This window comes from Micromonospora sp. NBC_01412, from assembly GCF_045040215.1.
Taxonomy (GTDB): Bacteria; Actinomycetota; Actinomycetes; order Mycobacteriales; family Micromonosporaceae; genus Micromonospora; species Micromonospora rubida.
Genome location: NZ_CP109528.1, coordinates 4,358,134 through 4,384,338, shown reverse-complemented (window position 1 = coordinate 4,384,338; position 26,205 = coordinate 4,358,134). Strand labels below are relative to the sequence as shown.

22 protein-coding genes and 1 pseudogene are annotated in these 26,205 nt (G+C 73.8%); 9 read left to right on the top strand and 14 right to left on the bottom strand.

Translation table 11 applies throughout. The features are described from left to right. Positions 1-67: 67 nt before the first annotated feature. From OG617_RS20090 to OG617_RS20080, 3 genes are all read left to right on the top strand, one after another. Entirely contained in the window at positions 68-3,136 is a 3,069-nt protein-coding gene (locus OG617_RS20090; protein WP_405094589.1) for a DUF3427 domain-containing protein, read from the top strand. Between the two features lie 189 nt (positions 3,137-3,325). After that, entirely contained in the window at positions 3,326-4,837 is a 1,512-nt protein-coding gene (locus OG617_RS20085; RefSeq protein ID WP_405094588.1) for a B12-binding domain-containing radical SAM protein, read from the top strand. Positions 4,838-4,914: 77 nt separating this feature from the next. Then, positions 4,915-5,349, top strand: a complete 435-nt coding sequence (locus OG617_RS20080) for a VOC family protein (protein ID WP_405094587.1) — start codon at positions 4,915-4,917, stop codon at positions 5,347-5,349. 111 nt (positions 5,350-5,460) lie between these two features. On the opposite strand, the gene yidD is transcribed toward OG617_RS20080, so the two are convergent. Both yidD and OG617_RS20070 read right to left on the bottom strand, forming a co-directional pair. After that, on the bottom strand, positions 5,461-5,832 hold the full coding sequence (gene yidD / locus OG617_RS20075; protein WP_396676108.1) for a membrane protein insertion efficiency factor YidD: 372 nt from the start codon (positions 5,830-5,832) through the stop codon (positions 5,461-5,463). A 52-nt stretch (positions 5,833-5,884) separates the two neighbouring features. Beyond that, on the bottom strand, positions 5,885-7,054 hold the full coding sequence (locus tag OG617_RS20070) for a hypothetical protein (protein WP_405094586.1): 1,170 nt from the start codon (positions 7,052-7,054) through the stop codon (positions 5,885-5,887). Between the two features lie 257 nt (positions 7,055-7,311). On the opposite strand from OG617_RS20070, the gene OG617_RS20065 reads away from it, so the two are divergent. The 3 genes from OG617_RS20065 (at position 7,312) to OG617_RS20055 (ending at position 10,963) form a co-directional block, all read left to right on the top strand. Next, positions 7,312-8,865 (top strand): gluconokinase, encoded by a 1,554-nt coding sequence (locus tag OG617_RS20065; RefSeq protein WP_405094585.1) that lies wholly within the window; start codon positions 7,312-7,314, stop codon positions 8,863-8,865. 43 nt (positions 8,866-8,908) lie between these two features. Then, positions 8,909-10,444 carry an SLC13 family permease gene (locus OG617_RS20060; RefSeq protein ID WP_405094584.1) on the top strand — a complete coding sequence of 512 codons (1,536 nt, stop codon included), beginning with the start codon at positions 8,909-8,911 and terminating at the stop codon, positions 10,442-10,444. A 360-nt stretch (positions 10,445-10,804) separates the two neighbouring features. Continuing rightward, positions 10,805-10,963, top strand: coding sequence for a hypothetical protein (locus tag OG617_RS20055; RefSeq protein WP_405094583.1), 159 nt, complete (start codon positions 10,805-10,807; stop codon positions 10,961-10,963). Between the two features lie 86 nt (positions 10,964-11,049). Here the strand turns inward: OG617_RS20055 and OG617_RS20050 are convergent, their stop codons facing one another. The 7 genes from OG617_RS20050 to OG617_RS20020 all read right to left on the bottom strand — a co-directional run bounded on the left by OG617_RS20050 (position 11,050) and on the right by OG617_RS20020 (position 18,830). Continuing rightward, positions 11,050-11,808: a MerR family transcriptional regulator gene (locus OG617_RS20050; RefSeq protein ID WP_405094582.1), complete on the bottom strand. Its 759-nt coding sequence runs from the start codon at positions 11,806-11,808 to the stop codon at positions 11,050-11,052. 48 nt (positions 11,809-11,856) lie between these two features. Then, on the bottom strand, positions 11,857-14,076 hold the full coding sequence (locus OG617_RS20045) for a putative bifunctional diguanylate cyclase/phosphodiesterase (protein WP_405094581.1): 2,220 nt from the start codon (positions 14,074-14,076) through the stop codon (positions 11,857-11,859). Between the two features lie 263 nt (positions 14,077-14,339). Further along, complete coding sequence (locus OG617_RS20040; protein ID WP_405094580.1) at positions 14,340-15,812, bottom strand: hypothetical protein; 1,473 nt, start codon at positions 15,810-15,812, stop codon at positions 14,340-14,342. After that, positions 15,809-16,918, bottom strand: coding sequence for a hypothetical protein (locus tag OG617_RS20035; RefSeq protein WP_405094579.1), 1,110 nt, complete (start codon positions 16,916-16,918; stop codon positions 15,809-15,811). Before OG617_RS20035 ends, OG617_RS20040 begins: the two co-directional genes overlap by 4 nt. Then, positions 16,915-18,318, bottom strand: a complete 1,404-nt coding sequence (locus OG617_RS20030; protein WP_405094578.1) for an MFS transporter — start codon at positions 18,316-18,318, stop codon at positions 16,915-16,917. Before OG617_RS20030 ends, OG617_RS20035 begins: the two co-directional genes overlap by 4 nt. Before the next feature lie 92 nt (positions 18,319-18,410). After that, positions 18,411-18,590: a hypothetical protein gene (locus tag OG617_RS20025; protein WP_405094577.1), complete on the bottom strand. Its 180-nt coding sequence runs from the start codon at positions 18,588-18,590 to the stop codon at positions 18,411-18,413. A 6-nt stretch (positions 18,591-18,596) separates the two neighbouring features. After that, positions 18,597-18,830, bottom strand: a complete 234-nt coding sequence (locus OG617_RS20020) for a zinc-ribbon domain-containing protein (RefSeq protein ID WP_350886817.1) — start codon at positions 18,828-18,830, stop codon at positions 18,597-18,599. 95 nt (positions 18,831-18,925) lie between these two features. On the opposite strand from OG617_RS20020, the pseudogene OG617_RS20015 reads away from it, so the two are divergent. Beyond that, positions 18,926-19,205 (top strand): annotated as a pseudogene (locus OG617_RS20015) (DNA-binding protein). Further along, complete coding sequence (locus OG617_RS20010) at positions 19,202-19,519, top strand: helix-turn-helix domain-containing protein (RefSeq protein WP_161687434.1); 318 nt, start codon at positions 19,202-19,204, stop codon at positions 19,517-19,519. The pseudogene OG617_RS20015 and the gene OG617_RS20010 overlap by 4 nt, the downstream one beginning before the upstream one ends. Positions 19,520-19,601: 82 nt before the next feature. Here OG617_RS20010 and OG617_RS20005 read toward each other — a convergent pair whose 3' ends face one another. From OG617_RS20005 to OG617_RS19995, 3 genes are all read right to left on the bottom strand, one after another. Beyond that, positions 19,602-19,754 carry a hypothetical protein gene (locus OG617_RS20005; RefSeq protein WP_405094576.1) on the bottom strand — a complete coding sequence of 51 codons (153 nt, stop codon included), beginning with the start codon at positions 19,752-19,754 and terminating at the stop codon, positions 19,602-19,604. 95 nt (positions 19,755-19,849) lie between these two features. Further along, on the bottom strand, positions 19,850-21,193 hold the full coding sequence (locus OG617_RS20000) for a class I SAM-dependent methyltransferase (RefSeq protein WP_405094575.1): 1,344 nt from the start codon (positions 21,191-21,193) through the stop codon (positions 19,850-19,852). Next, a complete protein-coding gene (locus tag OG617_RS19995) occupies positions 21,190-22,587 on the bottom strand; it encodes an FAD-binding oxidoreductase (RefSeq protein ID WP_405094574.1) in 1,398 nt (465 codons plus the stop codon). Before OG617_RS19995 ends, OG617_RS20000 begins: the two co-directional genes overlap by 4 nt. Positions 22,588-22,670: 83 nt before the next feature. Here OG617_RS19995 and OG617_RS19990 point away from each other — a divergent pair, with 83 nt between their 5' ends. Further along, positions 22,671-22,955 (top strand): DUF427 domain-containing protein, encoded by a 285-nt coding sequence (locus OG617_RS19990; protein WP_405094573.1) that lies wholly within the window; start codon positions 22,671-22,673, stop codon positions 22,953-22,955. Positions 22,956-23,281: 326 nt separating this feature from the next. Here OG617_RS19990 and OG617_RS19985 read toward each other — a convergent pair whose 3' ends face one another. Together OG617_RS19985 and OG617_RS19980 are read right to left on the bottom strand one after the other, a co-directional pair. Beyond that, positions 23,282-23,776, bottom strand: a complete 495-nt coding sequence (locus tag OG617_RS19985; RefSeq protein ID WP_405094572.1) for a hypothetical protein — start codon at positions 23,774-23,776, stop codon at positions 23,282-23,284. Positions 23,777-24,251: 475 nt separating this feature from the next. Further along, positions 24,252-26,204, bottom strand: coding sequence for a vWA domain-containing protein (locus tag OG617_RS19980; protein ID WP_405094571.1), 1,953 nt, complete (start codon positions 26,202-26,204; stop codon positions 24,252-24,254). Between the last annotated feature and the right edge of the window lies 1 nt (position 26,205).

Sequence of the window (26,205 nt, the reverse complement as noted above, 5' to 3'; positions counted from 1 at the left end):
CTGCTCGGGACGCGTGTCGCATGGGAGAGGGACAGCATGCCTCGTCTTCGCTCGTTAGGTTGCCAGGGTGACGGATCTTGAGTGGGGCATCTACGAGCACCTGATCACCCATCAGCTCGGCGGCCAGATCCACCACCTCGACCCCACCCTGGTCCAGCACCGCCCCCTCGACCCCGCCGACTCCCACAAGCACCTGACCCGTCACCTCGCCACCCTCATCAGCCGCGCCCTGCAAGCCGTCCCGGGCGGCGACGACAAGCTCCACCGCCAGGTCGACCTGGCCAACCGCCTCGCCGCCGCCATCGCGGACCTCAACCCCGACGCCGCCGGCCCCAGCGACCAGGTCGCCGATGCCAAGAACCTCCTGCACGCCATCGCCGCCCCACCCACCCCACCCGCGCAGCCGGCCTTCCCGCAGCGCCCCACCACCCCGCTCTCCACCGGCGCACTCCTGGTCAACGGCCGCCACCAGCCCCGGATCGGCCACGAGGTCACCCACGAGATGGCGTCGGCCAACCACGTCGACCTGCTCTGCGCGTTCATCAAGTGGCACGGCCTGCGCATCGTCGAGCCGGCCGTCCGCGAGCTGATCGGACGAGGCGGCAAGCTGCGGGTCATCACCACCACGTACCTGGGCGCCACCGACCAGCGGGCCCTCGACCGGCTCGCCGAGCTGGGTGCCGAGGTCAAGGTCTCCTACGAGACCAGGACCACCCGGCTGCACGCCAAGGCATGGCTGTTCCGCCGGGGCAACGGCACCACCACGGCGTACGTCGGTTCGTCGAACCTGTCGAAGGCCGCGCTGGTCGACGGGGTGGAGTGGAACGTCCGGATCTCGAACATCGAGCAGCCGCACGTCATCGACACGTTCGCCGCCACGTTCGAGGACTACTGGAACGACCAGGCGTTCGAGGCGTACGAGCCGGGCAGGGACGCCGAGCGGCTGCGGCAGGCGCTGCGCGGCGAGCAGTCGGACAACACCGTCACCGAGATCGCGAACCTGGACGTGCGGCCGTACCCGTACCAGGCGGAGATCCTCGCCGACCTGGACGCCGAGCGGCAGGTGCACGGCCGGCACCGGAACCTGGTGGTGATGGCGACCGGCACCGGCAAGACGGTCGTGGCGGCGCTGGACTACCGCCGGCTACATCGCGGCAAGACCGTCGACTCGCTGCTCTTCGTCGCCCACCAGGAGCAGATCCTCAGGCAGAGCCTCGCGACGTTCCGCCAGGTGATGGGCGACGGTAGCTTCGGCGAGTTGCTGGTCGGCGGCAAGGAGCCGACCGGCTGGCGGCACGTCTTCGCGTCGATCCAGTCGCTGCACCGGCGGGAGATCGACCCCGAGAAGTACGACATGGTGATCGTCGACGAGTTCCACCACGCGGAGGCGCCGACGTACGCCCGACTGCTGGATCGGTTGGAGCCGCGCGTACTGCTGGGGCTTACGGCGACCCCCGACCGGGCCGACGGCGGCGACGTGCGGCGGTGGTTCGACGGCCACGCCGCCGTGGAGCTGCACCTGTGGGAGGCCCTGGAGCGGCAGTTACTCGCCCCGTTCCAGTATTTCGGGATGCACGACGACGTGGACCTGTCGCACCTGCGGTGGAAGCGCGGCCAGGGATACGACCTGGGCGAGCTCGGCGGCGTCTACACCGGCAACGAGGCGCGGGCGCGGCTCATCCTCAAGGCCGTGCGGGACAAGGTCGACGTGGACCGGATGCGGGCACTCGGGTTCTGCGTCGGGATCGGGCACGCCGAGTTCATGGCGGACTGGTTCACCCGCCGGGGCGTACCGTCGGCCGCAGTGACCTCCCGGGCGGACCGCGCCGGGCGGTCGCGGGACGAGCTGCTACGGGAGTTCAAGGCCGGGAAGCTGCGCGTGCTGTTCACGGTGGACCTGTTCAACGAGGGGGTCGACCTGCCGATGGTCGACACGATCCTGATGCTGCGGCCCACGGAGAGCGCGACGATCTTCCTTCAGCAGCTCGGCCGGGGCCTGCGGCTGGACGACGACAAGCCCTGCCTCACGGTGCTGGACTTCATCGGCGGGCAGCACGCCAACTTCCGCTTCGACCTGCGCTGGCGGGCGCTGACCGGGGTGACCCGGCGGGCGATCACCGAGGCGGTGCGGCAGGACTTCCCCTCCCTGCCGAGCGGCTGCCACGTCGAGCTGGACCGGGTGGCGAAGGAGGTGGTGCTGAGCAACCTCAAGAGCGCCATGCCCACCTCGAAGAAGGGCCTGGTCGCGGAGCTGCGGCAGCTCGGGGACGTCAGCCTGGCCGGATTCCTGCGGGAGACCGGGCTGGAGATCGAGGACGTGTACCGGTCCGCGTCGGTCGGTGGGTGGACCGGGCTGCGGCGGCTCGCCGGCCTTGAGGCGTCGACGCCCGGCTCGGACGACCGTGAGCTGGGGCGGGCGGTCGGGCGGATGCTGCACCTCGACGACGTGGACCGGCTGGACCTGCTGGCCCGGGTCGCGGCCGGCGAACGGCCCGCAGCCGGCCGGCTCTGGGACATGCTGCACTTCGACCTGTGGGGGCCGAACGCGTCCCTGGCCTCGCGGGACGAGCGGGTGGCGCGGCTGTGGGCGGAGCCGGCACGCTGCGTCGAGCTGCGCCAGGTCGCCGAGGTTTTGCGCGAGCGGATCCACCGGGTGACGACGCGGGCGGGGGCGCTGCGGGTGCACGCCCGGTACAGCCGCAACGAGGCGTGCGCGGCGTTCGGGATGTCGAACCCGGGGTCGCTGCGGGAGGGCGTGAAGTGGCTTGAGTCCGAGCGGGCGGACCTGTTCTTCGTCACGCTGGTCAAGTCGGAGCAGCACTACTCCCCCACCACCATGTACGCGGACCGGGCGATCACCGACCGGCTGTTCCAGTGGGAGTCGCAGAGCACCACGTCTGCGGCGTCGGTGACCGGGCAGCGGTACGTCAACCACGAGCAGCGGGGGTCGACGGTGCACCTGTTCGTCCGGGAGACCCGGGTGCCGGACCGGGACCTCGGTGCGCCGGCCTACCTGTACGCGGGGCCGATGGCGTACCGGGAGCACACCGGGGACCGGCCGATGCGGATCGTCTGGGAGCTGACCGATCCGCTGCCCGCCGACATGTACTCGGCCGCCCGGACGATCGCCGCCTGACCCTGCTTCCCGCCCGACGCTCTCGGGGACGGGGTTGCACCATCCGATGAGAAAGACATTCACCCTTCTCCATCTCCAGCACGCGTGCTAACCCTGAGCGATGGCGAATGCACCGAGAGTGGCATGGCGTTCGAGCGCAGGCCGCTCCGGCACGCCGTCACCGCCTTTCTCGCCCACGACGAGTGACCGGTGAGCACCTGGGCAGGTACACCGCCCTCGCCCTCCCCTGCCGACAGGCCGGAGCCGTCCGAGCAGCAGCCCATCCTCGGCGTCGAGCCGGGCACGCCGCTCGACCTTCTCCTGGTCAACGCGCCGCTGCGCGACTACACGCTCCGCCCCCGGGTCAACAGCTTCACGCTGCCGGTGCTCGGCATGGGCTACCTCGCCACCTACGCGACCGTGCAGGGCTTCAGCGTCGGCGTCCTCGACGGGGAGTTCCTCGGCCTCGGCGTCGACCGGATCCAGAGCATCATCAACGAGGCCGCGCCCCGCTGGGTGGGATTCAACCTGCTGGCGCCGACGTACGAGCTGAGCGCCCGCATCGCCGCCGGCCTCGACCCCGAGATCCAGATCATGGTCGGTGGTCACCAGGCGAAGGCGAGGCCGGAGGCGATCATCGCGGACCCGCGGTTCGCCCGCCTGGAGGCGCTCATCGTCGGCGAGGCCGAGACCAGGGTCGTCGAGCTGCTGAACGACCACCAACAGCGGGTACGGCTTCCGGGCGTGATGTGGCGGGACCCGATCCTGGGTACGCCGGTCACGGGCGGCGTGCCGGGCACGGCCTGGCACCTGGCCCCGGACGTCAACGCCCTGCCGTTCGTCGACCGGCGGTTCTTCGCCGCCGACCCGTACCGGCCGGGCGACGGGCCGTGGGAGGCGGCGATGGTGGGCGCCCGCGGCTGCCCGTACGGCTGCTCGTTCTGCGGCGCGGCCGTCAGCGCCAACCTGGACGTCGCTGTCCGCACCCGGGACCCGGCCAACATCATCGCGGAGATGGACGAACTCAACGTCCAGTACGGCGTGCGGGCGTTCCGGTTCGTCGACGACCTCTTCCTCGGCTACGAGCGGTTCATCCGGCACTGCATGCCCGCGTTCACCGAGGCCGACGTCGGCGGCCGGTACGTCTGGGACGCCACCGGCCGGATCAACATCCTCGCCCACGCCGACGACGCCCTGCTGGAGACGCTCGCGGCGAACGGCTGCCGGGAGGTCGCGTTCGGCATCGAGTCCGGCAGCGAGCGGGTTCTCGGCCACCTGGGCAGGCGGATCAGGCCCGAGCTGACCCGGGACGTGGTCCGCCGGCTCACCCGCCGGGGCATCAACGTCAGGGGTCACTTCGTCCTCGGCCTGCCCACCGAGTCGCGCGCCGAACTGGAGGCGACCGTCCGGCACGTACGCGAGTTGTGGGACCTGACCGAGAACGCGCCCGGCACCTTTCGGGCGAGCGTCTTCGAGTTCCGCCCCTACCCCGGCACCCCGCAGTGGCGCCGGCTGCTGGCCACGGGCCGGTACGACCCGGCGCGGCTGCTGGACCACAGCGCCGGAAACCTGACCGCCGACGGGTTGGACGAGGCGATGCGGACCGGCGACGAGTTCGACCTCCCGGCCGACCTCCAGTTCGGGGAGGTCGAGTTGCCGCACGTGCGGCGCCGGCTGGTGGAGCTGGCCCGGGCCCAGCACGAGCGGCTGTTCGGCCGCTGACCGGCCGATTCGTCGTCGACGTCACCGGGACGAGGTCCTGGCGGCGCGGGCGCGACTGCGGGGCCTACGGTGCGGGGATGGAACAGCGGATCAGCCTGGTCACCCTCGGCGTCGCCGACCTGCCCCGCGCCCGCGCCTTCTACGAGCGGCTCGGCTGGCGCGGCCAGGAGGTCGAGGAGACCGTCTTCTTCCAGGCCGGCGGGCTCGCCGTCGTGCTGTGGAGCCGAGAGAAGCTGGCCACCGACGCGGGTGTCGCCGACGCCGGCGGGGGCGGTTTCGGCGGGCTGGGCCTGGCCCAGAACGTCCGGTCCCGTGAGGAGGTGGACCGGGTGCTGGCCGAGGCGTCGGAGGCGGGCGGCACCGTCACCCAGCCTGGACGGGAGACGTTCTACGGCGGGTACGCCGGCTGTTTCACGGACCCCGACGGGCACGTCTGGGAGATCGCCTGGAACCCCGGCTTCCCGCTCGCCGCGGACGGCACCATCACGGTCCCCGACTTCGGCGGGGCCTGACCCCGCAGCGCCGTCTGGTGACCGGCGGTCGGTTCGACACGCCGAACACCAGGCCGAAGAGCCCGCCCCCACCTCCGGCCGTCCGCAGTGCAGGGCGGTGAGGGCGGGCGGTCAGCGGACCGGGTCGTGGGTGCCCCGGGGCACATGTGGCTTGCAGCGGCGCAGCCGGTCGGCGGCCATCCGCCCGCCCACGGCCAGCCCGTGCCGCTCGACGGCGGCCAGCCCGTACGCGCTGCACGTCGGGGTGTAACGGCACTGGCCCGGCCAGCGGTGCGACAGCCAGCGCCGGTAGCCGAGGATGGCGGCCCGGCCGGCCCGGTCGACGACGGGCGCCCGGGTCGCCCCGGCGGCCACCGAGCCGAGGGTCAGCATGAACGAGAACAGCCCGAAGTCGCAGCAGTCCGGGCCGTCGCAGTCGCAGTCGGTGCAGGAGTCGCCCCGACGCTTCTTCTTGCGGTGGTGGTTCCGCTTCAGATTGATCACGTCGCCGATGGTGCGACACCCGCGCCAACCCCGCCGCCCCGGGGAGGTGGCCTCAGGTCCAAACGGTGCGGCGGAGCCCGTCGTGGGTGGCGCACGCGTCGGCCCGCCCCCCGGTGAGGCTGAACGCGCCGTCGCGGCACTGCACCAGGTATCCCCGGCCGGCCCAGAAGTCCTGCCCGCAGTCGAAGTAGTCGCACACCCGTATATCCGGCTTGCGGATGCGGGAGCCGCCGCAGTAGTCGTACCCGAACGGGTTGGCCGGGGCGCCGCAGCGCCCGTCGCGCTCCGGGTTGGGTGACGCGGTGCCGCGCCGGGGCTGCTTCGGGGCGGCCCGGCCGACGGCGGCGGCACGGGAGGTCGGGCGCGCCGCCGGCGCCGGGGCGGGGGCGGCGGTCGGAGTGGGGGTCGGGGTGGGGGCGGCGGTCGCGGCGACGGCGACGTCCGAGCCGGGCCGCACCGGGGGGTCGGACTCCAGGAGCACCGCGGGCAGCAGCAGCGCCGCGGCGGCGGCCACCGCGACGGTACGCCGGCCGCCCGGCACTCGGGCGGTGATCCGGGCCTGGCCGGGGGTGGCGATGGCCGGACGGAACGGCCGGCTCTGGTCGTGCTCGGCGATCAGCTCGTCGAGTTGGGCGAGCACGGCTCCCCGCTGCTCGATGGCGTCGGCGAAGGCCAGGGTGAGGGTGAACCGGAACTCGGCGGCGGCCTCGGCGGGCAGCAGCAGCCCGGAGGTGCGCCGCCGGTCGAGGACCTGGATCAGCGTGACCGGCGCCGCCGGGTCGTGGGCCAGCCCGGTCATCTTCCCGTACGCCCAGTCGCGCCGGCCTCGCCCGCCGAGCAGGACCAGCCGGCGGTCGGTGAGCACGGCGATCCCGGCGTCGGTGACCTTGACCCCGTCGGGGCGCCGGTGGTGCAGCGACGACCGGGCCGGGTCGACGCTGAGGTCGGGGGCGGGGAGCACGGCAGTGTGCCGCAGCTCGACCAGTTGCGCGGCGGGCAGCGCCCAGTGGATCCGCTCGCCGGGGGCGAGTTCCACGGGCAGGCCGGCACCCGCCGTCGCGCGCCGGCCGAAGTCGGCCGCCACCGCGCGCAGCCGCCGCAGCTCCTCGTCGCGCCGCCGCCACGCCTGCTCAGCGCCGCGGTACGTCCGCTGTCGTCGTTCGTTCTGCCGGTACGCCCACCGGTACCGCCACGTGGAACCCGTCGAATCAGTCTTCGCCACGCCGACTCCTTAGCCGCGCGAGCCGCCAACCGGGGTGTCATCCGGATCAACGGCGCCGACCGGCCCGACGGACCCGGCGAAGCGGGCGAATCACCTGATCGGTGGACAAGAGCGGACGAGAAGCGGATGACGCCGTGCCGATTCACGTTCCGTCGGCGGTCCTCGGCGACGCCGTGTGGATCGGTGGATCGCTGGGTAACGTCAGCCGCAGCCGGGCCGCGACGCCGCACCGGCAGCACCGACGCGAAGGGGGACCCGTGACCGGCCCGGACCAGCACGCGCGTGTCGTGATCGGGGTCGACATCGGCACCACCAGCACCAAGAGCGTCGCGTTCGACACGGGCGGACGGCAGCTCGCCACCCACTCCGTCGGCTACCCGCTGGACGAGCCGCACCCCGGCTACGCCGAGCAGGACCCGCTGCTGATCTTCGACGCGGTGGTGGAGACGGTCCGCGCGGTGGTGGCGGAGCTGCCCGGGCCGATCGCCGGGCTGTCGTTCAGCACCGCGATGCACAGCCTGATCGGGCTCGACCCGGACGGAAAGCCGCTGACCGCGTCGGTGACCTGGGCGGACTCCCGCGCCAGCCGGCAGGCCGAGCGGCTGCGGGCGGTCCCGTCGGGGCTGGCACTGCACCGGCGAACCGGCACCCCGGTGCACCCGATGGCGCCGCTGCCGAAGCTGGTCTGGTTCGCCGAGCAGGAGCCGAAACTGTTCGAGCGGGTCGCGCACTGGGTCGGCATCAAGGACTACGTGCTGCTGCGGCTGTGCGAGACGCTGGTCACCGACTACTCGGTCGCCTCCGCCAGCGGCCTGATGGACATCCGGAGGCTCGCCTGGGACGCCGAGGCGCTGCGGATCGCCGGGATCACCGAGGAGCAGCTACCGCAACTCGTCCCGACCACCACAGTCCTGCCGGGGCTCACCGCGGAGGCCGCCGCCGCGACCGGCCTGCCGGCGGACACCCCGATCGTCGTCGGCGCCGGCGACGGCCCGCTGGCCAACCTGGGCCTCGGCGCGGTGCACCCCGGCGTGATGGCCTGCTCGATCGGCACCAGCGGGGCGATGCGGGTGATGGTCGAACGCCCCGCCGTCGACCCGCTCGGCGGGGTGTTCTGCTACGCGCTGACCGAGGACCGCTGGGTGGTCGGCGGCGCGATCAACAACGGCGGGATCGTGTTGCAGTGGGCCGGCGACGCGCTCGCCCCCGAACTGGGCGAGGAGTTCGAGGAGAAGCTGCTCGACCTGGCCGCCCACGCACCGGTCGGCTCGGGCGGGCTGATCATGCTGCCGTACCTGCTCAGCGAGCGCGCCCCGCACTGGAGCGCGCTGCCGCGCGGGGCGTACGTGGGGCTGACCCACGGCCACCGCCGCGAGCACCTGGTCCGGGCGGCGCTGGAGGGGGTGTGCCAGCAGCTCGCCCTGGTGCTGTCGTCGGTGCGGGCTGCCGGCAACGAGGTGCGGGAGGTGCGGGCCAGCGGGGGCTTCGCCCGAAGCCCGCTGTGGCGGCAGATGCTCGCCGACGTGCTCGGCATGCCGGTGCGGTTCCCGGCCGGCCACGAGGGGTCCAGCTTCGGCGCGGCGCTGCTGGGCATGCAGGCCCTCGGCCTGATCGCGTCCGTCGACGTCGCCGCCGACCTGGTGAAGATCGACGAGACGGTACGCCCCGACCCGACCGCCGCCGCCGTCTACGCCTCCCTGCTTCCGCTGCACTCCGAGCTGTACGACGCACTCGTCCCGACGTTCACGTCGCTGCGACGGCTGGCCCCGAGCCTGCCGCCGGAGCCACCGCCCACCTCTCCACCCATGTGATCGCCCGTGCCCCTACGGGGACGGACGCCGTCCGAAGGTCGTGATGCCCGTGGTCACACTGCTCGCCGCACCGGCGGAGCCACTCACCGACGCCGGTGACGCCCAACTGATCGTCGCGGCCCTGCTGGGCATCGCCGCGGTGGTGGTCCTGATCGCCTGGGGCAAGGTCCACCCGTTCCTGTCGCTGATCCTCGGCGCGGCCGTGCTCGGCGTCGTCGCGGGGGTGGCGCCCGACGCCATCATCACGTCGTTCAGCGGCGGCGTCGGCTCCACCGTCGGCGGGGTCGGCCTGCTGATCGCCCTCGGGGCGATGATCGGCGGCCTGCTCGCCGAGTCCGGCGGCGCGGACGGCATCGTCACCCGGATCGTCGACAGGGTCTCCGGGTCGGCCCTGCCCTGGGCGATGGCCGGGGTGGCCGCGCTGATCGGCCTGCCGCTGTTCTTCGAGGTCGGCGTGGTGCTGCTGGTGCCGATCGTGCTGCTGGTCGCGAAGCGCACCGACGTGTCGCTGATGAAGGTCGGCATCCCGGCGCTGGCCGGCCTGTCGGTGCTGCACGGCCTGGTCCCGCCGCATCCCGGCCCGCTGGTGGCGATCTCCTCGCTCAACGCGGACCTGGGCCTGACGCTGGGGCTGGGCCTGCTGGTCGCCATCCCGACCGTGATCATCGCCGGGCCGGTCTTCGGCAACATGATCTCCCGGTACATCCCCGCGACGATCCCCGAGGCGCTGCTGCCGACCCGCACGCCGGCCGCCGTCTCCGGCGCCGGGAGCAGCGGGCGCGACCAGGGGCCGACCGGCCGGCGGCAGGCCGGCGTGGACGGCGAACTGCTCACCGACGACGACCTGGTCAACCCCGGCACCGGCCGCCCCGGCGCGCCGGTCGACGACTCCGGCACCGAGACCGCCCGCCGGGCCCCGAAGTTCTGGCCGGCGGTGATCACCGTGCTGCTGCCGGTTGCGCTGATGCTGCTGCGGGCCGTCGGCGAGCTGGCCCTGCCCGAGGACAGCGCCGGCCGCAAGGCCCTGGACATCGTCGGCGCCCCGATCGTGGCGCTGCTGGCCGGGGTGATCGTGGCCATGTTCACCCTCGGCTTCCAGGCCGGGTTCAGCCGCAAGCAGGTCTCGTCGGTGCTCGGCGGCTCGCTGCCGCCGATCGCGGGCATCCTGCTGATCGTCGCGGCGGGCGGCGGATTCAAGCAGGTGCTGGTGGACGCCGGGGTGGGCAACCTGGTCGCCGACGCGGCGGAGAACGCCAGCCTGTCCCCGCTGCTGCTGGGCTGGCTGGTCGCGGTCGGCATCCGGGTCGCCACCGGCTCGGCGACGGTCGCCACGATCACCGCGGCCGGCATCGTCGCCCCGCTGGCGGCAACCCTGGACCGGCCCGGGGTGGCGCTGCTGGCTCTGGCCATCGGCTGCGGCTCGCTGTTCTTCTCGCACGTCAACGACGCCGGCTTCTGGCTGGTGAAGGAGTACTTCGGGCTGACCGTCGGGCAGACGATCAAGAGCTGGTCGGTGATGGAGACGATCATCTCGGTGGTCGGCTTCGCCGGCGTCCTGCTGCTCGACCTGCTGTTGTGACGCCCTGACCGGGCGGCCCGCCGCCCAGCAGGCCCGTACGCCCAGCAACAGCCGGTCCCGCCGATTCCCCACGCAAGGAACCGGCGGGACCGCCGTCCGGCCCCAGCCCTTGCCCCCAGCCTTGGCCCCAAACCCGGACCTGACCCCAGGCCTGGTCCCGCCTAGCCCCGGTCCCCAGATCCGGCCTCAGCCCTGGCCGCAGCCCTGGCCCGAGACCCGGCCCGAGTGCCGGCCCGAGACCCGGCCCGAGTGCCGGCCCGAGACCCGGCCCGAGTGCCGGCCCGAGACCCGGCCCGAGTGCCGGCCCGAGTGCCGGCCCGAGTGCCGGCCCGAGTGCCGGTGTCGCGAGGACGAGTCGCGGTGGCGGGACCGGGGCCGGATCCCGGTCACCGCCTCGATCTGGGCTTCGCCATGGTCACCGGCGCCCCTTTGGAGCTGATGTTCCAAACGCATCACCGCGGTTGGTCATCGGCGCGTTTCACCACCACCACCGGCACCACCGGCACCCCGGCCCAGTGATGTCGCAGACGACTCAGCTCCAAAGGGCCCGTGAAGACACACCGGTCCCGCCGGCGCGACGCTCAACGATCAAGCCCGGGTGGCGATCAGGCCCGGGTGATCGCGTTGGCGTGGATCGCTTCGGCGACGTAGGCGGCCAGCCCAGGGCGGATGCTCTCGAAGTACGCGGTGAACCGCTCGTCGGCCACGTACATGTCGGCCAGCCCGGTGTGGATCTCGTACGTGCAGTCGTAGAACCAGCGGCTGATCAACTGCCGGTGATCCTCGGCCAGCGCCATGGCCTCCGGGCCGTCGGCCGGTGACCCGGAGTCCATCAGCGCGGCCAGCCGCCGCCCCCAGTCCTCGTTCTCGGCCTTGTTACGCAGCCAGTCGTCCTTCGAGTAGCCGGCGGTGCGTCGGCTCGACTCCCGGTACGCCTCACCGTCGCCCCAGCGCCGCTCCGCCTCCTCGGCGTACGCCTCGGGGTCGGCGTCGCCGAAGACCTCGAACCGCTCCTGCGGGGTCAGTCTGATGCTCATCCTTCTCGCCTCCAGCGCGAGCTCGATCGCCGCGACCATCTCCTGGAGCTTCCCGATCCGCCCGGTGAGCAGCTCGTGCTGCCGGCGCAGGTGCGCCTTCGGGTCGGCGTGCGGGTCGTCGAGGATCGCGGTGATCTCCTCCAGCGGGAACCCCAGCTCGCGGTAGTAGCGGACGAGCTGCAACCGTTCCAGGTCCGCGTCGTCGTAGCGGCGATAGCCGGCCGGGGTGCGCCCGCTCGGCGAGAGCAGGCCGATCTCGTCGTAGTGGTGCAGCGTCCGCACCGTCACCCCGGCGGCCTTCGCCACCTCACCCACCGTGTACGCCATAGTTCCCTCCCTTCCGGAACCAGGCTGCCGCCTCCCGTCGCGTGAGGGTCAACCCCGGGGTCGTACCGCCGGGACCAGGGCGGCGCGCAGGTCGGCGAGGTTGGTGGGGCGACCGTAACGCCAGCCCTGGCCGTGGACGCAGCCGATAGCGGTGACCGCCGCATGCTGCTCGTCGGTCTCCACCCCCTCGGCGACCACGGTCAGGTCGAACGCCCCGGCCAACCGGGTCACCATCTCCACCGTCGCGTACGCCCGGGCGTCCTCGCCGAGCCGGGCCACGAACGACCGGTCGATCTTCAGCTCCGTGGCCGGGATGTGGTGCAGGTAGCTCAGCGACGAGTAGCCGGTGCCGAAGTCGTCGATGGCGATCCGGATGCCCAGCTCACGGAGCTGACGCAGCCGCTCCAGAACCGTGTCGCTGCCGTCGATCAGCGCCGACTCGGTCAGCTCCAGGGTCAGCGCGCGGGGCGCCAGGCCGGCGCCGGCGGTGGCCGCGGTGACGGTGGCGATCAGGTCCGGCCGGCGCAGGTGCGCAGCGGCGATGTTCACCGCGACGGTCGCCTCCGGGGCGCGGTCCCGCCAGGTGGCGGCGGCCCGGCAGGCCTCGTGGATCACCCACCGGTCGATCGGCAGGATCAGCCCGGTCTCCTCGGCCAGCGGCAGGAAACTCGCCGGGCTGAGCAGACCCAGCCGGGGGTGCCGCCAGCGCACCAGCGCCTCGGCGCTGCGCACCTCGCCGGTGGCCAGGTCGACGATCGGCTGGTACTCCAGGTGCAGTTGCCCCTCGTCGACGACGCGGCGCAGGTCGGCGATCAGCTCGGCCCGGCTCACCGCCGCCTCCCGCAGCGCGGGCGTGCAGGTGCGGTACACGGACTTGCCGCCCGCCTTGGCGGCGTACATGGCGATGTCGGCGTCGCGGAGCAGGTCGGTGTGGGAGGCGTGCTGCGGGCCGTACTCGGCGATGCCGATGCTGGCCGAGGGGTGCACGCCCGCCTCCTCCTCCCCTGGGGAGGGTTGCAGGGCGGCGAGCAGCCGCTCGGCTACCCGCTCCGGCCGGACCTGCCGGTCGCCGTCGACGAGGACGGCGAACTCGTCGCCGCCGAGCCGCGCGATGCTTCCGTCGTCGGCCACGGCCCGCGCCATCCGGCCGGCGATGCTGGTCAGCAGGGTGTCACCGGCGCTGTGCCCAAACCGGTCGTTGACCTGCTTGAAGCTGTCCAGGTCCAGCAGCAGCACGGCGACCGGGGATTCGTCGCGCAGCGCCCGGCGCAGCCGGCGGGTGAACATCAGCCGGTTCGGCAGGCCGGTGAGCTGGTCGGTGTAGGCGAGCCGCCGAAGCCGGGCGACCAGCCGCAGGTTCTCGTTGGCGGCCAGCCCCTGCCGCAGCGCCAGGACGCCGAGCAGCACCATCATGCCGACGAAGACCATGTGCGGGGTCTGCCCGGTGGGCAGTCTGGCCAGTACCACCGCCACGATCGCCCCACCCACCGGCAGGTACGGCAGGGCGACCCGCCACCAGGGCGGCAGCGGCGACTCGGTGGGCTCGTCGGCGTCGTTCGCGGCCGGGGGCAGCGGGTAGCGGCTGGCGGCGGCGATCAGCAGGTAGCTCAGCGGCCAGCAGACGTCGACCAGGTGGCCGGGGGCGTAGCTGCCGTTCGCGAAGAGCGAGACGTACGCGGCGTCGGCGAACGCCCGGGTGGCCAGGCTGGCCCCGATCAGGGTCAGCGGACGCCACATCGGCCGGGCCGGCCCGGCCACCGCGACCAGGATGGTCAGCTGCACCAGGTCGAGCATCGGGTAGAGCAGCCCGAAGGTGCGCAGCGGGTCGGCGAGGTCGGTGGCGGCGATGTCGCGGAACACCACCACCCAGCCGATCGGGATGAGGGCGAGCCCGACGATGAACCCGTCCAGCACCGTCCGCGCCCGCCCGACGGCGCTGCGCGGGGCGGCGAGGGAGCAGAGCAGCGCGGCGGTGCCGGTGCCGATGCCGAGGGTGAACAGCAACCCGATCAGCGGGGTGTTCGGCAGGCCGCCGTCGTCGAGCCGCTGCACCGCCCACAGTGCCCGGCCGAGCACGGCGAGGCCCATGGTGGCCGCGAGCAGCGCCCAGAACCGGCGTAGCGGCGCGGGGTGCCGGCGGGCCGCGTCGACACACGCGTAGCCGGCCCAGCCCGCCACCACGATCGCGCCGAAATCGCTGACCAGGGCCGCGCCGGGCAGGCGGGCGAACAGCCAGACCGCCTCGGCGAGCAGAACGATCGCGGCCACGACGAGTCCGGCCCGACCGGGCCGGTACGCCCCGGCGGGGGTCGAGCGGGGCTGAGGCGCGTCGTGGGGCAGCACAGCGGTCGCTCCGGCTTCCTCTCCTTGCGCACCTCGACGGTGAGGACCGGTCGTTGACGGCGAACGACGAAAGCGTAGCCAGCCTACGGGCGGGCCGCCAGGGGCGTCCGGCCGCCGGCGGCGAGGGCTGCCGTGGTTCGTGGGGACCGAGCCGAGGCTCACCTCGCCCCGGCCGCGCCGGGGAGCGGTCAGGCCCAATCCTCGGCCGGGGGGCCGCCGTGGGTCCACGGGGTCTCCGCCGGGTCGGGGAACGCCCCCGCCGGCAGGAACGCGTCCGACAGGGTGGTGAGGCTGAGCCGCTCCCCCACCTCCGGCACGGTGCCCGGCGGGGCGGTCAGCCCTCGGCCCATCCCGCCGGAGAGCTCCAGCACCACCTCGGTCTTGCCGTCGGCGGCAGGGGTCAGGAAGACCACCTTCGCCTTCTGCCCCGGCCTGGCCGTCGAGTACAGCGTCGCGCCCACCGGCACCGCCACCGGCTCGGTGGTGACCACCTGGATGCGGGGCCGCAGCACCGGCCGTTTGCCGGTGTCGTCCACCCGCCTCGGGTCGGCCAGCGTCACATCCCCGACGAACGCCTCCCCGGTCAGCCGGTGCTCGGCCATCACCAGCGGGTCGTCGTAGGCGCGCTGGACCGCGTACGAGGTGCCGGCCCGCTCCAGCCGGTGCAGGCGCACGGCCGCGGCCACGGCACCGTCCCGACGCGGCTGCGGCCCGCCGCCGGCGTCGACGTGCTCGGCGTGCGCGGTGAAGGCGTCCCGGTCGCCGGCCCAGCGCCCCTCGACCCGCGCGCCGGGCGGCAGCGCGGCGAGCAGCCCCACGCCGCGCCACATCAGCTCCCAGGTGGGCGCGAGCTGCCCGCGCAGGGCCCGCTCCAGCTCCGCGTACGCGGACCGCCGGGCGGTCTCGTCGTCGGCCGCGTCGGTGTACGCGGCGATGGCCGGGACGAGCACCTTGTTGTCGAACTCCGGGTCGGTGGCCGGGCCGGCGGGCGGGCAGACCGCCGGATCCTCGGCCCGGGCCGCCGCTCGCACGCCGTCCAGCCCCGGCGGCGGGTCGAGCCAGCCGAGCACCGCGGGCAGGTGCAGGTCCTCCACCGCGCTCTGCCCGGTGGCCCAGTGCAGGGTCAGCGCCTCGGTCATCGCCAGCAGGGCCGACGACCCGGGGTGCTCGGCCCGCTCGGCGAAGAAGGTCAGCCAGCGCCCGAGCAGCGGCACCGACGGGTGCACCGGGTACTCGCCGTCGGGCCGGCGAAACCGGGTGGAGCGGCCGAACAGCCGCAGGAACGCGAGCCCGCCCGGGTTCGGCAGCAGCAGCTGCGGCGCGTCGACGTACCGGTACCGGACGTCTCGGCCCCGGTCCACCGCGACGGCCTCGGACACCCCCCGGAAGGAGTCCAGGTAGGGCAGCACGATCCCGGCCAGCTCGGCGGCGAACGCGAAGCGCTGGTCCCGGTTGCGGGGCTGCGGCACGATCAGCAGCCGGGCGTCGTCCGGGGCGGTGCCGACCAGCGCAGCGAGGGGGGCGTTGGCCTCGCCGGCCATGGCCAGCGGCACCAGCACCAGCGGTCGGGGCGACAGGTGCAGGTGCCGGACGGTGGCCACCGGCTGGGCCACCCCGGCGGCGAGCGCCTGGGCCTTCGCGAGCGCGCGCAGCGTACTCATGCGGGTCGCCCGGCCAGGGCGTCGGCGCGCAGCCGGGCCGCGGCCCGTAGCAGCGCGGCGGCCTCCGCCTGCTCCGGCTCGCCGGCGTGTTCCCCGGCGGCCAGCGCGAGCGCCTCCGCCACGGTCGCCACCCCGCCGAGCGCCTCGCGGACCGGCCGACCCAGCGTGGCCGTCTCGTCGCGGGTGGCGTGCCGACAGAAGTACGCCAGCTCGCAGGCGGCCAGGCACTCCGGCGCGTAGCGGGCCGGCACCGACAGCAGGGACCGGCGCAGGTCGGCGGGGTCGGCCGCGGGGTCGGCGGTGAAGCCGGCCGGCACGTCGGCCAGCAGGTCGTCGATCCGGGCCGTCCGGTCGAGCTGCCGGCGCAGCACCAGCAGTTGCTTGCGTACGTCGACGAGGCTGGCCACCGGCTGGTTGGCGAAGTCGCGCGGGCAGACCAGCAGCACGTCCGAGGAGACCAGTTCGGGGTCGTGCCCCTCGGTGGCGAGCAGCTCGCGCAGTGCCAGCACGTAGACGGCGGACTGGATCGCGGCGGCGGCCACCTTGCCCGGGTCGGCCTGCCCGTCGATCACCGGGAACGATTTGACCTCGACCACGTGGAACCGGCCGGCGAGCCGGGCGGCGACCAGATCCGGTTCCAGGTGCACCCGCTGGCCGGCGATGTCCAGGCCGAGCAGCGGATGGTCGAACAGGGCTGCCGGGTCCCCCGCGCCGGTCGGCGCGGCTGCGGCCAGCGCGGCCCGGGACCGCGCGGACCGGTCGGACTGGCCGGACCGGTCGTCGGCGCCGAGGTCGGTCCAGGTCGCCGGGCCGCCCGGGTCGACGCCGAGCCGCTCGGCGACCAGCCGGAGCAGCTCGGCCCCGCCGTCGGCCTTGACCTGCGCCTCGAACGTGTTGCCCCGGGTGATGGCGAACCGGGACTGGCCGAACCGGGCCGGGAAGCCGACCCGCTCGGCCAGCTTCGGCTTGTCCACCCCGGCGCTGTCCAGCACGGCCCGGCGGGCGCAGCCGGGGTTACCGGTCAGGGCGGCGATCGTCCGGGCGTTGTGCCGCCGAGGTGGTGCGTCGCCCCGGATCTCGGCCAGTCGCTGCGCGGTGCTCGTCACGACACGCCACGATAGGCCCTCGCCGCCGGTTCGGCGCGGGCCGCGCCGCGCCGAACCAGCACGGCGACCGTGGCGGCGGCGACCAGCCCCGCCCCGGCCATCACCCAGAGCACGGTACGCAGCCCGGAGGTGAAGCCCGGGTCGGCGAGCCGGCCGGCGGTGGTGCTGGCCAGCACCGCGCCGACCACCGCGATGGCGATCGTCTCGCTGGACAGCCGGGCGGTGTTGATCATCCCGGCGCCGGTGGCCGCCCGGCCCGGCGCGACGCTGCCGATCGCGATCGCGTCGAGCAGCCCGATCGACAGGCCGATCCCCACCCCGATGGTCAGCAGCGGTCCCGCGAGGGTCGCGGCGCCGCTGTCCGGGGCGAGCACGGTGGCCCAGGCCGCCCCGACCGCGACCACCGCCACGGACGCGACGATCACCGCCGGGGCCGGCACCAGCCGGGTCAGCGCGCCGCTGAGCAGCGGCAGCACCAGGGTGGGGGCGGTGAGCAGGATGAGCGTCCCGCCGGCCGCGCCGGGGCTCAGGCCGACCACCGTGGTCAGGTACGACGGCAGGTAGACCAGCAGCGGCACCAGCACCGCCACGGTGGTGGCCGCCGCCAGGCAGACGCCGAGGAACCGGGGGTTCGCCAGCAGGGCCAGGTCGAACATCGGGTCGGCACGGCGGCGCTCCACCCGGACGAAGACCGCCAGCAGGGCCGCCGCCGCGCCGAAGGCCGCCACGATCACCGGCGCGGACCAGCCGAACTCGGGGCCCTGCACGAAGCCGAAGATGAGCAGCAGCAGCGCGCTGGTGAACGTGACGGTCCCCGCCCAGTCCACCCCGCCGGCGTGCGCCGGGCGGGACTCCGGCAGCAACGGGACCAGGGCGAGGACCGCACAGGTGGCCAGCGCCGGGGCGGCGAAGACGGCCCGCCAGCCGAACGCCTCGATCAGCAGGCCGGCGATCGACGGGCCGAACGCGAGGCCGACGCCGATGGCCGTGCCGAAGAGGCTGAACGCGCGGGCCCGGGCCGGCCCCTGGAACGCGTCGGCCAGCAGGGCGGCGGCGCTGGTCGCGGCGGCGGCAGCGCCGATGCCGGCGAGCGCGCGGGCGACGTCCAGCAGCACGATGTTCCCGGCGACCGCGCCGGCCAGCCCGGCCACCGCGAAGATCGCCAGCCCGGCGGCGTAGACCCGGCGGCGGCCGAGCAGGTCGGCGAGCGCGCCGGTGGCGAGCATGAAGCTGGCGAAGGTGGCGTTGTAGCCGTTCACCACCCACTGCACCCCGGCCAGCCCCGCGTCGAGGTCGCGGCCGATGTCCGGCAACGCGACCGAGGCGCCGGTCAGTGAGATGGGCAGCGACACAGTGGACAGCAGGACGGCGATGAGTACGACGGTCGGGCGGTTGCGCACGATTCTCCCCGTTCTTCGCGGCCGTCCCAGCGTAGGTGCCGATGGTCGGGCCGGCGGTTTCAGGGGCTCAGTGGTCGGCGGAGCGGGAATGGTCAGCGGCCGGCGGAGCGGTTCCAGGGCGAGCGGGGCAGGGCGGTGCCGGCCAGCGGGCGACGGGTACGGCGACGCGGGCGGCGACCGGGGGTGCAGGGCGGGCGGTAGACGGTGTGCACCGGCGCGACCGGGACGCCGGCCGGCTGGCGGCCGATCAGCCAGCAGAGGAAACGGGCCACGTGGGATCAGCCGACCGGGAGGCGCTCGGCCTCGGCCTTGGCGATGTCGTACTGGGCGCCGCAGAAGGTGCACTGCTTCGCGTACCGGGTGCGGATCGGGATCAGCGGGACGAAGAACAGGGTGAACCTGGTGGACCGGCGGGTGATCACCTGGGCGGCGTGGTTGCCGCAGTTGCGGCACACCTGCTGCACCACGCCCGACCGGTCGACCTTGGTCCGGAGCCCGAATATGAAGAACATCGCCCCGCATTACCCACTCGCCCGGCCTTCTGCACCCCGATTTGCCATACCCCTCGACAGCACCGAGCCGGTTTACCGTTAGCTATACTCGCCGAATGGAGCCGGAGGAGTGGGACATCTTCGTCGTCGACGAGGTGCGGGCCTGGATCGACGATCTCGACCCGGCAACGCTCGCCCGGGTTGTGCAGGCCATTGACGCCCTGGCCGAAGTGGGGCCGGGTCTCGGGCGCCCCCTGGCGATCCAGCATTCTGCTCGTCGCGGGTGACAAGGCCGGACAGTGGAACGCCTGGTATCAGCAGGCCATCCCACTCGCGGAGCAGCGCTACGAGATCTACCAGAAGGAACGCACGCAGCAGGAAGGGGGAGAACAGTGAGCAACCATGTCCGCTGGAAGGACATCAGGGCCGGGTACGTGGAGCGGGCCGGTGGAGAGGAAGCGGTCGAGGCCGGCAAGCAGGAACTCCTGGCCGAGACCGTCGGCCACCGTCTGGCCGAGGTCCGACGGGCCCGTGGGTTCACTCAACAGCAGGTTGCCGACCGGATGGGGGTGACCAAGGGCCGCATTTCCCAGATCGAGCAGGGCAAGATCTCCGGGCAGGAGGTGGTGGCCCGGTACGCGGCTGCAATCGGCGGGCGCCTGCACCAGGCGATCTACTTCGAGGACGGCGACATCGCCGCGATCGCCTGAGGCCGCCCACAACTCCAGAGGTTCGGGGCGAGACGGCCCCCGTCCGCCACGACTGGTCGGCGTGGCGGACGGGCACCTCTGCTCAGCGGGCTGCGTCGGCGGTCGCCGGCTCCTCCGGGAGCCAGATGGGCTGCCAGTCCGGCATCTGGTGGTAGCGGACCAACTCGCCGAGGCCGGCGACCGTGCCGCTCCACGTCGCGTACGGCGGGTTCTGCTCGTCGAAGCCGCTCTGCACGAAGGTGAGCTTCGTCTTCCCGTCGGACTTTGTCTGTCAATCGGTTCGACGAAAGGGGCGGCCGACGACGGCCGCCCCTTTCGTCCTGTGGTGGGTCAGGCGGTCCAGTCCGGGCGCAGCGGGTAGCCGCTCGCCCCGGCCGGGCCGTTGCGGGTGGCCAGCACCTGGTGCAGCTGTATCTCGTTGCGCTCGAACGCCAGCCGGGAGCCGGCCATGTACAGGCCCCACACCCGGGCGGTGCCCTCGCCGACCTCGGCCACGCACTCGTCCCAGTTCGCCACCAGGTTGCGGCACCACCCCGCCAGGGTCAGCGCGTAGTGCTGGCGCAGGTTCTCCTCGTGGTGCACCTCCAGCCCGGCGTCGTGGATCTCGCCGATCAGCCGGCCCGGGCCGGGCAACTCGCCGTCGGGGAAGACGTACCGGTCGATGAACGCGCCGGAGCGGTGCGGGGCCCGGTTGTCGGCCCGGGTGATGCAGTGGTTGAGCAGCCGGCCACCGGGCCTCAGCCGGTCCCGCAGGGCGCCGAAGTAGACCGGGTAGTTGCGCACCCCGATGTGCTCGGTCAGGCCGATCGAGGAGATCACGTCGAACTGCTCGCGCGGCGCGTCCCGGTAGTCCAGGTGCCGCACCTCGGCGAGATCGGTCAGCCCCTCCCGCTCGATCGCCGCCTGCGCCCACTGCGCCTGCGCCCTCGACAGGGTCACCCCGAGCGCCTTGACGCCGTACTCGCGGGCCGCGTGCCGGACCATGCCGCCCCAGCCGCAGCCCACGTCGAGCAGCCGCATCCCCGGCTTGAGCGCGAGTTTCCCGGCGACCAGGTCGTACTTGGCGGCCTGCGCCTGCTCCAGCGTGTCGTCGGGGCCGCGGAACACCGCGCAGGTGTACGTCATCGAGGGGCCGAGCACCTTCTCGTAGAAGGCGTTCGAGACGTCGTAGTGGTGCGAGATGGCGGTGCTGTCCCGGGACCGGGAGTGGCGCAGCCCGTTCATCACCCGCTTCCAGCGCGGCGCGGCCTCCTGCGGCGGGGGCGGCGGCGGCATCAGCCGCTCCCAGCCCAGCCCGCGTACCAGGACCAGCCCGTCGGCCAGCGCCGGCGGGCGGAGCCTCAGCTCGTCCTTGAGCACCCGCAGCGCCTCGTACGGGTCGCCCGCGTGGACCCCGCCCAAGGCCAGGTCGCCGCTGACGTACGCCCGGGCCATGCCCAGGTCGCCGGGCGCGGTGAGCAGGTACGACAGGCCCCGCTCGGAGCGGATGGCCAGGGTGATCCCGGCGTCGGACGGGCCGACGGCGCTGCCGTCGTACCCGGTGATCCGCACCGGCAGGGGTCCGGCCGTGACGGCGCGGACCACGTCGGCCACGGTCGGGGCCGGGCGCCGGCCGCCGGCCGGCGGGGTGGACGGGACGCTCGCCGCCCCCTGTTCTCGATCGGTCAGGCTCATCTTCGTGCTACCGCCTTCTCGTAAAGTCCGGTGAGCCGGTGGTCCGGGTCGTAACGGTCCTTCACCGCACGCCAGGTTTCGCCGCCGTAGAGGCGGTCGAAGGCCTGGCGGTCGTAGTACGCGTCCGAGTAGAGCGACTTGTGGCCGCCCGCGTCGGACACCGCGCGCTCGATCAGCCGGTTGACGTCGCCGTCGGCGGCGCCCTCGGCGATCGGCACGGTCCCCCAGAAGCCGATGTTGACGTAGTTCTGCCCGGGGCGTAGGGGGTACAGCGGCCAGGGCCGGGCCGATCCGGGGCCGGCCGGCTCACGCAACCGCAGCGGGCAGAGCCAGACCGGGGACATCCGCACCTCGCGGGCGAACCAGTGCAGGAAGTCGGCCATGCCCTCCAGCGGGATCTCCACGTCCTGCACCACCCGCTCCCGGGCGGGCTGGCCGCGCAGCCGGTCGATGCGCGCGGCGACCTGGTGCCGGTGCTCCAGCCGGACGAGGCGGTGGTAGACGTCGCTGCGCCGCCAGCGGGCCGGCCAGACCCGCCGGACGACCGGGTGCTGCACCCCGAACGCCGCCGAGCACCAGAACCAGTCGGTGTCCCAGCGCCAGAGGTAGTCGTGGATGCTCAGCCAGTCGCGGGTGAGCCGGCGCAGCGAGCGGTAGTAGATGTCCTGGCCGGTGTAGTCGCTGACCCGCGGCGCGTCGTCGGCGAAGGTCGCCAGCACCAGGTACGCCTCGCCGGGGCTGAACACCACCCCGTCCATCGCGTCCACCGGCTCCCCGGCCCAGGACCGGGTGGCGGTGATCTCGCCGATGGCGTCGGTCAGCGCGGCCAGGTCGGTGAAGCGGACGTTGCGCAGGGCCACGTACCGGCGCACGGGCGCGAGCTCGATGCGCAGCCGGGTGGCGTAGCCGAGGCTGCCCAACGAGTTGGGGAAAGCGGCGAAGAGGTCGGCGTGCTCCCCGTCGGGGCGGGCTGCGACGATCTCGCCCGCGCCGGTGAGCACGTCCATCTCCAGGACGGACTCGTGCGGCAGGCCGTGCCGGAACGAGGTGGACTCGATGCCGAGGCCGGTCACCGCGCCGCCCAGGGTGATGGTGCGCAGCTGCGGCACCACCAGCGGCATCAGCCCGTGCGCGAGGGTGGCGTCGACCAGCCGCTCGTAGGTGCACATGCCCTGCACGTCGGCGGTGCGCGCCTCGGGGTCGACCCCGATCACCCCGCCGAGGCCGCTGACGTCCAGCCCGGGGGCGCTCGGCGCCGACCTCGGGCGGAACAGGTTCGAGGTGCGTTTGGCCAGTCGCACGGTCTCACCGGCGGGGACCGCGGCGTACGACCGCCGCAGCAGATCCACCGCTCCGTCGTGGTCAACCCCATGATCCACACGGACAGCACACATGAGATCACTGTACGCGCGACGGATCGATCCTGTGGGACGTCCACGGTGGCCGCTCCCACGTCACGCGGCATACCGTGGGCAGCATGCCGAGAGCCATCTGGAACGACCTGGTGATCGCCGAGAGCGCCGACACGGTGGTGGTCGAGGGCAACCACTACTTCCCGCGCACCGCCCTGCGCGATGACGTGCTCCGGGAGTCGTCGACGCACACCTTCTGCCCCTGGAAGGGCACCGCCTCGTACTACACGCTGGCGCACGACGGGCGGACCAGCGCCGACGCGGTCTGGTACTACCCGGAGCCGAAGCCGGATGCCGAGATGGTGCGCGACCGGGTGGCCTTCTGGAAGGACGTCACGGTCGTCGACTAGGCCCTGGGTCGAAGTCGGCCTACCTCGGCTCAGCGCGGGGTTCGCCGGGCCCGCCCGCTGGGGGCTGTCAGGTCTGCTCCCTGGGCAGACGAGCGCCGGTGAACCCCTGACATGGTCCTGGTCCGTACAGCGGTCACGATCGAACGGATCTCGCGCACCCACCCGGGCCACCGCCGGTTCCCGAAAGGCCGCCCAACCCCGATCTACCCGAACTCCGCTCATCGTCGCAACGGCGATCGGCTTTCGCTGACGGCGATCGCGCCCGCCTGCTGCCAGGACACGCTGCCGTGCGCCTACACACGCTCTAGGCCCGGGTGTCGCGGTCGTCAGCCGCGGTGGGCATGCAGCTCCGGGCGTAGGGCGCGGAGCTGGGCGAGGTGCTTGGGCAGGTGGACCCGGGTGTGCAGGTCGAGGGTGCGAGCCCAGGGCAGCGCCTCGTCGACCCGCAGGTCGACGTCCTCGTGCAGGCGGGTCTCGACGAGAGTCTGCGCCGCCGCCGGACCCAGCCGGTCCACCAGTACGCAGAGCCTCTGGCTGGTGGCGCGCAGCATGCCGGCCAGCCCGGCCAGCCCGGTCTGCCCGCCGTACTCGGCGACCAGGGCATCGAGCTGCGGCCGGTGCACGGTCTCCAGGTCGTAGTACGCGAACGGCGACCCGGCGAGCACCGCCTCGGTGGCCTCGCTCATCAGCTCGTCGTTGGCCGCCAGGTGCGCCACGATCTGCTCGGCGCTCAGCTCCCCGCCGCCCGGCGGCTCGAACCCGCCCGCGTCCACCTCGGCGAGCACCTCGTCGTACGCCCGCCGCAACCCCGCGCTGTCCACGATCCCCAGTCAACCCCGGTGCCGGGCGGACACCGGCGGGCTACCGCACCCGGTTCACCCGGACGGGACCGGCCGTCGGGGTGGTCTTGCGGGTCCTTTGGAGCTGAGTCGTTCACGACATCGACCCCGCGCCCCGCGCCCCGCGCCCCGTGCCCGCCCCGCCTCCGTCTCTGGCTCCGGCTCCGTCCCTGGCTCCGGCTCCGTCCCTGGCTCCGGCTCCGTCCCGCCCGACGGACCGAGTGGCTAACGCGTACACGGACCGGGGTGCCAGGTACCCGTGACGAGGCGCGATGCCGAGCACCCCGACGGGGGAAGGACCTCACTGGTGCGGCAGGGCCGTGAGTCGTCTACGACATCAGCTCCAAAGGGACCCGCAAGGGCCACCCCGGCAGGGCGATCGCCGGAGGACGTGGGGGGCCGCCCGCCCCGGGGCCAGCGTCAGCGGCGACGCCGGGCGACCCCGACATGCCCGGCGTCAGCGGCGGCCCCGGCGGGCGCGAAGATAGTCGCTGACCACGTACTCGCCGAGGTCGTCGAGGTCCGGGGTGAACACCCGGCCCCGGGAGCGGCGGGCCACCGCGTCGACGAAGCGGCGCAGGCCCTGGTCGTCGCCGAGCATGAACAGGTTGAGCGTTGCGCCGGCCCGGCTCAACCGGTCCACCTCCCGGATCGTCGCCTCGATCGTCTCCGGCAGCGGCGGCCAGTGGAAGTACGCCTCGCCGTCGTCGGGGTCGAGGTGGGCGGTCGGCTCACCGTCGGTGACCACCAGGACCACCGGCTCCGCGCCCGGATGGCGGCGCAGATGCCGGCCGGCCAGCCGCAGCGCGTGCTGGAGGTTGGTGCCCTGCTGCAGGTCCGGCTCCACCGCCGCCAGTTCCGCCTGGGTGAGCGGCGCCGCCTCCCGGCCGAAGCCGACGATCTGCAACGCGTCCTGCGGGAACCGGGTCGCCACCAGGTGGGACAGCGCCAGCGCCGTCTGCTTCATCGGCCCCCACCGCCCCTGCGAGATCATCGAGTACGACAGGTCCACGCAGAGCGCCACCGCCGCCGACGCCCGGCGCTCGGTCTCCATCACCTCGAAGTCTGCGGGCGCGAGCTGCACGGGCACGGTCGGGCCAGCCCGACGGACCGCCCGGGACAGGGTGCGCACCACATCGAGCGGCTGCTCGTCGCCGTACTCCCATGGCCGGGACGCCCCGCTCACCTCGCCGGCCGCGCCCGCCGAGCGCAGGTCGTGCTGGCCGCGCGGCCCGGCGGTCAGGTCCGCGAAGACCCGGCGCAGGGCGGTGCCGGCGAGCCGGCGCAGCGCCTTCGGGCTCAGCGTCAGCCCGTCGGAGTCCCGGGTCACCCAGCCCTGCCGGCGCAGCTCCCGTTCCAGCTCCCGCAGCCGGCGCACGTCGTCGGCGGCGTCGCGGCCCAGCGTCCGGGACACCGCGTCGACGTCCACGTCGTCCAGGGTGGCCCCGGGCTGGTCCTGGTCGAGGGCGTCCAACAGCTCGTCCAACTCGGCGATCTCACCGAGCGCGTCGGCCGCCTCGCCGTACCCGAGCGACTGCTCGCCGCGGACCCGCTCGCCCCGGTTCCAGCTCAGGTCGGGGCGCAGCGCCCGCAGGTTCGCGTCCAGCGCCGACAGCTCGCCGGCCAGCCGGTCGCCCAGGGACTGGCGCATCAGGCCGGCCAGCTCCTCGCGCTGCCGGTCCGACAGGGACCGCATCAGCCGCTCCCCCGCCGCCGCGCGCCGGGCCAGCACGTCGACCAGCTCGTCGACGTCCCTCGGCCGCTCCGGGAAGAACTCGCCGTGCCGGCGCATGAACTCGGCGAACGCGTCGGTGGTGTCCTCCGACCGGGCATGCTGGGCAAGCAGGTCGTTCAGGTCGCGCATCATCTCGGCGAGCTGCCGCTGGGCGGCCGGGTCGGCTGCGGCCCGCGCCGCGGCCCGCAGCCCGGCGAAGCGCTGCTCCAGCACGTCGCCGCGCAGCCCGTCGAGGATCCGCTGGTACGCCTGCCGGGCCTCGGCGCTGGCCCACGAGTACCCGGAGAGATCCTGCACGGCGCGGGCCGTGGACCGGGGCAGGTTGCCCAGCACCGCCTCGGCGAACCGGGCCGCCTCGTCGGTGCGCCCGCGCAGCTCGTCCCGCTCGGCGGCGAGGGCCTGGTCGAGCAGCGCCCGGGCCCGGGTCACCGCGCCGTCCAGGTCGCCCCGGCGCAGCGTCTCCCGGCGCAGCCGCCGGGCCCGGGCGACCAGGTCGTCCAGGCCGCCCCGGCCCTGTGGGCCGCGCCGCAGCAGGTCACGCAGCGCCTTCCGCAGGCTGCCCCCGGCCAGCATCTCCGCGCCGACCGCGTCCACCGCCGCCCGCACGTCGTACGGCGGGGCGAGCGGGTCCGGCCCGTCGCGCCACTGCCCATACCGGAACCGGTTGCCGGCCACG